Consider the following 9,197-nt stretch of genomic DNA (forward strand, 5'->3'; position numbering starts at 1 on the left):
CCGAGCGATGTGGGCCGCCGAGGGCGAGGCCGCCATCCGCACCGTCGTCGATACCGCGCGCCTCACAGGAAGAAGTCCCTTCGGCACCATCCTAAAGACCGTTGGCGCCTAAACCCTGCAACTACCGGGGTGGGTAATTACGTTGTCAGCCCCCGTTTATTGTACCGCAAGGGCCCCATCCGCTCGGTGACAAGCGCGGCCCCTCGCGCCAGACTTCCGGCAGAAGGTAGTCAGGGAGGGGATGATGAAAGTTCTTCCGACTGTGGCGCTTGCGCTCGGGATGCTCTGTGCAACGCAAACCCTAGCCGACTGGTCGACGCTGGAGGGAACCCGGCGGATTGAAGTAAATGGCTATCCGGTCACCTACCAAGAGACCGGCTCTGGGGAACCACTCGTCCTCGTGCATGGCTCTCTGAACGATTACCGGATCTGGTACGCGCAGGTACCAGAATTCGCCAAGAAGTACCTCGTCATCACGATGAGCCTGCGCCATTACTTCCCTGAGAAGTGGGACGGCAAGGGCGACGACTTTTCAGTCAGCCAGCACGCGGGCGATGTCGCGGCTCTGATCAAACAGCTTGGGCTGGGCAAGGTGCACTTGCTCGGTCACTCCCGTGGGGGCGCGGTCGTGCTGATGGTCGCCAAGACGCATCCCGAACTGATCAGGACCCTGGTCCTGGAGGATGCGAGCGGCATGGAGGCGCTGCTACCCGATACACCGGAGAGCAGAAAGATGGCCTCCGAGACCAAGGAGCTGGTCGGTGGGCTACGCCGTAATCTGGCAGACGGAAACGTCGAGAAGGCGGCGCAAGAGTTCACGGACGGGCTGGGCGGACCCGGTACGTGGGCTAAGCGTTCGCAGGCCCAGCGGCAGATCCTGCTCGACAACATGGGGACCGGGGTCGATAGCGGCGAGCGCGGAAACATTACCTGCGCCGACATCGCGAAGCTCGATTTCCCCGTCCTAACGCTGACTGGCGAGCGGAGCCCGAAGCGTTACGCGGAAGCTTTTGCCGAGGCCCACCGCTGCAACACCGCAGTACCGGCACCCATCGTGATCCCGAACGCCGCCCATGCGATGAACCGCGAAAACCCGGAAGCATTCAACAAGGTGGTGCTAGAGTTTCTCTCAGAACACTAGCCGTCGTTCACTTCGAGGGCTCGAATCTTTGGAAGCGGGCCGTCCCAATTCCAACAGTCTAGCCATAGGTCACTGCCACATTCAGTGACCTAAAAGCGGACGCTACACTTTTGTAAAAGGTCAGAAGCGGGCGCGGCGGTGACGTCCGCTCTCGTATTTCTCCATCCGAAAGCAGACCGGCGGAAATCCACCCATTTCAGTCACTAGACGGCCCTCGTGTGCGTCTCCGAAGCGGATATCGGTCAAGCCGGCGGCCACGACATTCTTAGGTTAGGCTTGCCCAACCCACAGGTTCTGCGCGACTCGACCCGGACCAAAATGGTACAGCCAGGTTGGGTGCCTACGATTCAGGCCGGCTGCGACGGACCGCCCCCGCGCCGGTTCCCACATCGAGTGGCGACATCATCGCGTAGCCCCCGTGCAGGGGCACTTCGATGATGCAGCGCAAGCCGCCACTGTCGAAGTCCAGGGTGTAGTAACCATCGAGCTCGCGCTCGATGCTCGCGGCGATCAGGCGAGAACCGAACCCCTTGCGCGTTGGCTTGGCAACGACAGGGCCACCGCTCTCGACCCAATCCACGAGCAGGCGTCGCTGGCCGCTCTCACCGACCACGATCCGCCACGTCACGCGGACCTCGCCAGCCGCGTCGGAGAGCGCGCCGTGCTTGGCGGCGTTAGTGATCAACTCGTGCAGGGTCATACCCAGCGCGAGGACATGGCGCGCCGGCAGATCGACATCCGGCCCGTCCGTGATGATGCGCGTGGGGCCGCCGCGATAGGGCCCGACCTCGCCCTCTACGACCTCGCGCAGAGGTGCTCCCGACCAGTCATCGCGGGTGAGCAGATCGTGCGTCTTCGAGAGCGCGAGGATGCGGCCCTCCAGGCGCTCGCCTTGGGCCTCCCCGCCGCGGCTCGACTGACGGGCGAGCGCCTGCACCGTGGCCAGCGTATTTTTCACCCGGTGGTTGAGCTCGTGCAGCAGCATGACCTGGCGGTCCTGCATTTCGCGCCCGCGGGCGATCTCATCGCGGAGCTCGCCCTCACGCCGCTGCAGGGTGCCGGCCATGGCATCGAGCTTACCGCCGAGCCGGCCGAACTCGTCGCCGCGCGTCATCCCGATGCGCGCCGAGAGATCGCCCGTTTGCCAGGCGGTGGCGGCGCGCAGCAAGCGGTCGAACGGGCGGCGGATGAAGAAGCGGCCAGCCAGCACCGCGGCCAGCAGCGCCAGTGCCGTCCCGAGGGCGATCAACACCAGCCCACGGCGTGTCGCGGCGTCGACATCGGTGAAGGCCACGTCTCGGTCCCGCCCGACCGTGACCCATGAACCCGAGGCCGGCCCGGACGGGTGCACGTTGGCGAGCACCCGCTCGCGGCCGTCATAACCAGCGGCGATCCTGACGCCCTCACCGCGGGCCCGGAGGATGCGCATGCGCTCGTCGGGGACTGCCGTACCGACCAGGCCATCACCATCGGGGTAGCGGACGATGATGGTCGCGTCCGCATCCGCGATTGTGAGCGACGTGCTCGGCCGCCGCAGGTCGCGCCGCAGGTGGTGGTCGAGCCAGCCGAGGTCCAACGCGGCGGCGAGAACGCCGGTCGTCCGACCGGCTGCATCGCGCAGGGGGCGCGCGAAGTGCAAGACGTCCCTACCCGTGACGGTGCCCCGGATATACGAGCCCATGACGAAAGTGTCCTCGGCCACGACGCGGCGGTGATAGACGCGCCCAGCGACGGAGTAGGAGCCCGGAGCCGAACCGAGGCTGTTGCAGATGACCGCCCCGTCCAGCCGGGTCAGGGAGAAGATGGCGAGCTGCGGGTTGTCGCGGGCGACATCGCGGAGGTACTCGGTGCAGCCCACCGCATCCATCGCGCGCACCGTCGGGTTTCTGGACACGAAGTCCAGAGCTTGTCGTGTGGTCTCGGCGACCTGGGCGAGATCGTCGGCGACTGCCCGCGCAGTGGCCAGGGTGTCGTCGCGCACCGCCGCGTTACGAGAAGCGCGCAGGGCGTACTCGTTGTACCCCTGGATCGCGAGCGCCGGCGCGAGCGCGAGCAACACCAGCAACACGATGCGGGTCGTCAGGGTCATCGGCGGCTCAATTGGCGACCGTAGCGGACCCGGGGCGCCAACGGTGCGGCATGGGGCGGGTCGACCGGTGCGTTGACCAATTTAGGCGCCCCTTCATCTGCGTCCTGCGCCACGGCGTTCGGAACGGAGGGCACCACTCTCATGGGGCAATAGAGGGCATTCGCGGTGCTTTCGTAGCCCGTTGCACAGCGAGTGCGGCGCTCGAAGTCATCGCGTCTTCTGCGCTACGGCTGTGGGTGGGAGTGATGATGCGTCGCGAGGCATCGCCGCGCCCGTGTGAGCCGGTTCGCGCGGCACGATGCGGCTGCCCTTCGCGCTCAGGACCCACAGGCCTGAGATCTCCTGACCGGTCCGGCCGGGGGGCCTCGGTCTGACGAGCCCGCGTTCGAGTAGGGAGCGCGCTGTCCGCATCTCCCAAGGCCCGAGCGAACGCAGAGCCCCCTCACCAGTCAAGCGACGCAACATCGCCCGCTGTCCCGGGGTAAGGGAGCGGCATAGAGACGTTGACCCGTGGTCCACCATATTAGATTGGAATAAATCTAAATCCTTCCCTTGGCGCAAGCGGGTGCGGCGAGGTTACCGATTCGGTCGACGGCAGCCCCCCGGCCCGTTCCAGTCGATGCCTATCGATGTTGAGGAAGTCAGGATCCTTGCTTGCCGTCGAGGTGCTCGACCTTCCCGCGACGCTGAAGCCACAGGGCTGCGCCCCAGCACAGCACCGCCCAAACCACTCCGAGGCACCATCCCGCCATCACGTCGGTCGGACAGTGCACCCCGAGGAAGATGCGGCTCGTTCCGACGAGGACGGTCAGAAAAACCGAGAGAGCCAGGAAGAAGACCTTCAACCGGTGTTGCGGCTGCAATCGCATAAGCAGCGCGCCGAGCGTGAGGTACGTCACGGCCGAGAGTGTCGCGTGGGCGCTGGGGAAGCTCGCCGTGAACACCTGAGGCGCGTTTGGGAACAGGTTGGGGCGCGGACGCTCGAAGCCCATCTTCAGCAGCGCTACGGTGACTTGGCCGCCCCCGACGGAAGCGAGCACCAGCAGCATCGCCCCGTATTTCCGTACCAGCAGCAGGAAGACCAGGACCGAGGCCAGGATGATGCCCAGGATGGCGGTGCTGCCGAGGCTCGTCAGGTCCGCATCGTCTCGGTCAGCCAGGGTGGGCCGATGGTCTGGGCCGGGTTGCCGGGAACCCGGAACAGCAGCCGGACGCGCCGGTCGAAGGAGCCGGTGTCGCCTTCCGTGACCGCGCCGGCGATGTATGCGAACGCCAGGCACAAACCGGCCACCAAGCCCACATGTGTCCAACGACGCTAGCGAGGCCGAGGGCGACGAGCGCGCCGAGCGCGAGCCCCCTGCGCGCCGGGCTGAGGATAAACCGGATGTTTGACGTCAGACCTGTGAACTCTGCCATGAACAGCTCCGCCGCTGGTGGTCAGCAAGCTTCACGGCAGGGTCGATAAGTTTAGCAAACCAGCGAAGATTCCCGACCGGCGGGTTGTCACAGGGTGGGATGTCCCGCGATATGCTTCGTCAGCATGCGGAGTTAAGTGCCTTGAGCGCGAGCCAGTCGCCGACGGGACAGTCCTTTTCGATTAGCGCGCGGCTGCGCTGGAACCGACTGTCCGCGTCCGTGACGGCGACCTCGTAGAGGATCGGCGCGTCGCCGTCCCACATCAGCCCGTACTTATCGAAGAGCACGCCGGTGCCCGGCGCCACGGTGCTATTCTCGCCGGCCGGTACCATCGCCGCCGGTGCGAGCTCCGGGTTCATGGGCGAGCCGCAGGTCACGCTCACGCCTGCCAGCGGCGCCTCCATCAGGTTGCCCAGGTAGGTCGACGCCTCAACCGACAAGCGGCCGTTCCGCTTTGCGCCCAATTCAGCCATTCAGGGGCATCTGCCGACATCCCCGAAGCGGACATCGGCGCGGAGCGAGTCAGATGTCACAGTTACGTCGCTTCCGAACCTTCATCTGTGGCCAGCGGATGCTCGCTCGTGACCTGACGGTTATAGCGGATGCGGACGGCCCTAAACTCGAAGCTCGGGTTTCCCGTTCTGGGTCGGGCTTCGCGACGCTTCCGGAGATCCTGCGGCGGCGGGACGGCGCCGGAACAGGCCCCGGAAGATGCGGAGCTGCAGGAAGCGAGCTTCAGGACGGCCCGGGCGAGCAGGACCGCTAGCAACGCGAGGACGGCCAGGAAAGTGTTAAGCACCGCCGACGACCGCCGATGCCTGGCCCGGAAGGCCGACCGGGTCATTCGGAAGGGGGGATTCTTCCTATCGGACCTGGCGGATGCGGTCAGGCCGTTCGTCATGCCCGAGCCCGAAGTGGTCGAGAGCCGAGGGTCGGATCACAGGGGTGTCCAAGTCTGGAAACGCGTGTCAGGCCGAGGCGACGACCTTCCCGACGAAGGCAAGGATGTCGGCCGGCAATGTCCGGGGTACTGCCCGACCCATCGTTTGGGACGTTGGCACCCATGCGTGGTTGCGAGGCGGCCACTGACGCCCTTCGAACGAGCCGAGCCATCATGACCCAGTTCGAGCAGCGGCAACTGGCACAGGTCGTCGCCGGCCTCGCCGAGGGCGTGATCCTGATCGAGCCGGATCACACCATCGCCTACGCCAACGACGCCGCCCTCGCGATGCATGGAGTCGCCGAGATCGGCGACCTCGGAGCCACGGTCGCCGAGTACCGGGCCAACTTCGTCCTGCGCTACCGCAACCACCGCGAGGTCGGCCCCCTGCAGCATCCGGTCGAGCGCATCCTGGCCGGCGAGGCGTTTCGCGACGCGGTGGTCGAAGTCCACAATTTCCGGGATCCCGCGAGGATATGGACGCATCGGATGCGGGGACTGGTGACGACGAACGATGCCGGTGCACCGACCGGCCTCGCGCTTCTGATGCAGGACGCCAGCGACCTTTACGAGGCGGAGGAGCGGTTCGAGTGCATGTTCCGGGCGAACCCGGCCCCGGCCGTGGTCTGCCGGCTCTCCGACCTGCGCTACGTCAAGGTCAACCAGGGTTTCGTCGAGCTCACCGGATACGTACGCGACCAGGTCATCGGCCGGACATTCACCGAAGTCGACCTTCTCGGACAGGGCGAGCATCGCGCCTCCGCGGTCGAGCACCTCCATGCCGGCACGACCATCAGGCAGCGGGAGGCGTGCCTCTCGGTCCCGTCCGATGCCGAGAAATACGTCATCGTCGCCGGCCATCCCATCGAGATGCCGGGCGGCGAACGTTGCATGCTGTTCACGTTTGCCGACCTGGAGGACCGGCGGAAGGCGGAGGCCGAGCTGCGTCTCAGCGAGGAGCGCTTCGCCAAGGCGTTCGAGCTCAGCCCGATCCCGACGGTCCTCCTCAGCTCGGCCACCGACCTGCCAACCAGCGTCAACGACGCCTACGCCTCCACCTTCAGCGATGCCGAAAGCGCTTCCGCGATGCCCTGGGTGGAGGAGGCGGAGCGGACGCGCTTCAAACGGGAACTCCAGCGCTACGGCAGGGTGCGCGCCTTCGAGGGGCGCCTGCGCACGCGCGACGGCGACGTCCTCGACTGCCTCGTCTCCGCCGAGAAGGTCACCGTCGGCGGCGGCGAGGGCCTCCTCTGTGCCGTGCAGGACATCTCGTCCCGAAAGCGGACCGAGACTGAACTCATCTCGGCCATCGAATCCGTCATGGCTGACGCGTCGTGGTTCAGCCACGGCGTGATCGAGAAGCTCGCCCTGCTGCGCAACCCGCCCAGGCCGGGCAAGCAGCAGGCGGTGGCCGAAAAGCTCACGACCCGCGAGGGTGACATGCTGGAGGGCATTTGCCGCGGCGACACGGACGAGGAGATCTCCAAGGCGCTCGGCGTCTCGCTGAGCACCGTGCGCAACCACGTTGCCAGCCTGTATCGCAAGATCGGCGTCAACCGACGAAGCGCCGTGGTCGTCTGGGCCAGGGAACGCGGCATAGGCGAGAAAACATCATTTGAGCATTACGGCAAAAATACAACGCGAAAACCAGGTCGAAAACACTAAGCGGCCTAAGCTGAAATACTTTTATGTAGGTCGGCGGAACATTGGTTCGATAGAATTATTCGGTGGGTGTAGCTCTGCTCGTTCCGGGCATCTCGACGACGGCTAAGCCGGACAGAGAGGTGCCGCGAATGGGCAAGGGCCGCAAGGTTCTGTCGAGCGATCACGCCCGTGCCCTGATCAAGCAGGCCATCGGCATGATCTTCGGGGACACCAAGGTCGAGGCGGAGGCCACGACCGAGATCGCTACGATTGAAGCGCGGCACACCACGGATAAGCCAACCCGACCCCGGCGCCCCGCGCGCACCTAGCCCCGGCCCCGCAGGCCATCGAGACCCATGCCCCAGCCCGCGCAGGCCCTGCGTCGGGACCCTTCCGCACGCCGAAAACCGGAGCCCGTCATGTCCCTCCTCGCCTGGATCGTCCTCGGCCTGATCGCCGGCTTCATCGGCAGCAAGATCGTCAACAACACCGGCCAGGGCCTGCTCGTCGACATCCTGCTCGGCGTCGTCGGCGCGGTCGTCGGCGGGTTCCTGTTCAACCAGTTCGGCGAACCCGGCGTGTCGGGGGTCAACCTCTACAGCCTGCTCGTCGCCATCGTCGGCGCCGTGATCGTGCTGTGGCTCTACCACATCGTCATGGGCCGCCGCCGGGTCGTCTGACCCACCGCGCCCTTCCAGCTTACCGACCTCACAACTCAGGAATACCACCATGGCCACCGTTACCGAGCCCACCCCCGTATCCCCCAGTCGTCCGATCACGGATCGCACCGTCGTCGACCGCGACCTGCCGCAGACCACCATGGTCACTCCGGCCGAGGACATGCGCACGATGATGCTGCATTCCGTCTCTTGGGGTGCGGTCCTCGCCGGAGCCACGGTCGCGCTGATCTCGCAGGTCATCCTGAATATGCTGGGGCTCGGCATCGGCCTCTCGACAGTCGATCCGATGGGCGACGGCACCCCGGCGGCGAGTTCGCTCGGCATCGGTGCCGGCTTGTGGTTCGTCGTCTCCGGCGTGCTGGCGGCTGTAGCCGGCGGCTACTTCGCCGGACGCCTGTCCGGCAAGCCGTCGACCTCAACGGCGGGCTATCACGGCCTCCTCGCCTGGGCGGTCTCGACGCTCGTGGTGCTGTACATGCTGTCGTCGGCTGCCAGCGGCATCGTCAGCGGCGCCCTCGGCACCGCCTCCTCGGCCATCGGCGGGGTCGGCAACGCCATGGGCGGCTCCGCCTCGACCCTGGCGCAGGCTGCCGCCCCGTCGCTGACCAAGGTCACCGACCCGTTCTCGAACATCGAGTCCAATGTCCGCAACGGCACCGGGTCCGATCCGGCCGCGCTGAAGGACACCGCGGTGACCGCCATGCGCGCCGCCGTCTCAGGTGACGGAGCACAGCAGGCCGCTGCCCAGGAGAAGGCCGCCGTGGCCCTTTCCAAGGCGCAGAACATCTCGGTCGAGCAGGCCCGGACCCAGGTCGCGCAGTACACCCAGCAGTTCAAGGAGACCGTCACCTCGGCCAAGGAGCAGTCCAAGCAGATTGCCGACGCCACCGCGCGCCGTGTCTCCCAGGGCGCGCTGTTCGGAGCCCTCGCGCTGATCTTCGGGGCGCTCGCATCCTTCTTCGCCGGCCGTGGTTCGGCCGTCGATCCGACCGTCACCCGCACCGCCCCGAACACCTTGACGCCTCGCCGGGCATGAGCGTCGGCGACCGCGCCGCGACCGAGCCCCGCGGGCTCGGGACGCCCTTCGGTACCGCGGCGGAGGTCGCCATCGGCGAGGAGGCGGTCCTCTCGCTGATCGAGGAGACCGCGCGCATCGAGAAGCGTGCGGTGGAGACCGAACGGGTCCGTGTCAGCACGCGAACCGACACCGTCGACCAGGTCCTGCGCGAGACTCTGCGCAGCGACATGGTCGGCGTGACCCGGGTGCCCGTCAACCGGACCCTCGCC

General features: G+C 66.5%; 10 protein-coding genes. 6 read left to right on the plus strand and 4 right to left on the minus strand.

All coding sequences use genetic code 11. The annotated features are described in order from the left end of the window. Positions 1–241 precede the first annotated feature (241 nt). Positions 242–1,141 (plus strand): alpha/beta fold hydrolase, encoded by a 900-nt coding sequence (locus MKK75_RS12115; protein ID WP_244042820.1) that lies wholly within the window; start codon positions 242–244, stop codon positions 1,139–1,141. A 340-nt stretch (positions 1,142–1,481) separates the two neighbouring features. Here MKK75_RS12115 and MKK75_RS12120 read toward each other — a convergent pair whose 3' ends face one another. The 4 genes from MKK75_RS12120 to MKK75_RS12135 all read right to left on the minus strand — a co-directional run bounded on the left by MKK75_RS12120 (position 1,482) and on the right by MKK75_RS12135 (position 5,119). Next, positions 1,482–3,200 carry a sensor histidine kinase gene (locus MKK75_RS12120; RefSeq protein ID WP_244042827.1) on the minus strand — a complete coding sequence of 573 codons (1,719 nt, stop codon included), beginning with the start codon at positions 3,198–3,200 and terminating at the stop codon, positions 1,482–1,484. Between the two features lie 671 nt (positions 3,201–3,871). Then, on the minus strand, positions 3,872–4,279 hold the full coding sequence (locus MKK75_RS12125) for a phosphatase PAP2 family protein (RefSeq protein ID WP_244042821.1): 408 nt from the start codon (positions 4,277–4,279) through the stop codon (positions 3,872–3,874). Between the two features lie 83 nt (positions 4,280–4,362). After that, on the minus strand, positions 4,363–4,521 hold the full coding sequence (locus tag MKK75_RS12130; protein WP_244042822.1) for a hypothetical protein: 159 nt from the start codon (positions 4,519–4,521) through the stop codon (positions 4,363–4,365). A gap of 244 nt (positions 4,522–4,765) precedes the next feature. Next, on the minus strand, positions 4,766–5,119 hold the full coding sequence (locus MKK75_RS12135) for a hypothetical protein (RefSeq protein ID WP_244042823.1): 354 nt from the start codon (positions 5,117–5,119) through the stop codon (positions 4,766–4,768). 641 nt (positions 5,120–5,760) lie between these two features. On the opposite strand from MKK75_RS12135, the gene MKK75_RS12140 reads away from it, so the two are divergent. From MKK75_RS12140 to MKK75_RS12160, 5 genes are all read left to right on the plus strand, one after another. After that, on the plus strand, positions 5,761–7,251 hold the full coding sequence (locus tag MKK75_RS12140) for a PAS domain S-box protein (RefSeq protein ID WP_244042824.1): 1,491 nt from the start codon (positions 5,761–5,763) through the stop codon (positions 7,249–7,251). Between the two features lie 128 nt (positions 7,252–7,379). Then, a complete protein-coding gene (locus MKK75_RS12145; protein ID WP_243928206.1) occupies positions 7,380–7,559 on the plus strand; it encodes a hypothetical protein in 180 nt (59 codons plus the stop codon). A 90-nt stretch (positions 7,560–7,649) separates the two neighbouring features. Continuing rightward, the gene (locus MKK75_RS12150) at positions 7,650–7,910 is read left to right on the plus strand and encodes a GlsB/YeaQ/YmgE family stress response membrane protein (RefSeq protein ID WP_192710943.1); all 261 of its coding nucleotides are present in this window, start codon (positions 7,650–7,652) and stop codon (positions 7,908–7,910) included. A gap of 49 nt (positions 7,911–7,959) precedes the next feature. Next, positions 7,960–8,946 (plus strand): PhnA-like protein, encoded by a 987-nt coding sequence (locus MKK75_RS12155; RefSeq protein ID WP_244042825.1) that lies wholly within the window; start codon positions 7,960–7,962, stop codon positions 8,944–8,946. Further along, positions 8,943–9,197, plus strand: a 255-nt coding sequence (locus MKK75_RS12160) for a DUF2382 domain-containing protein (protein WP_244042826.1), incomplete at its 3' end; no start/stop codon positions are given. The genes MKK75_RS12155 and MKK75_RS12160, both read left to right, overlap by 4 nt.

The organism is Methylobacterium sp. J-030, assembly GCF_022829545.1.
Lineage (GTDB): Bacteria > Pseudomonadota > Alphaproteobacteria > Rhizobiales > Beijerinckiaceae > Methylobacterium.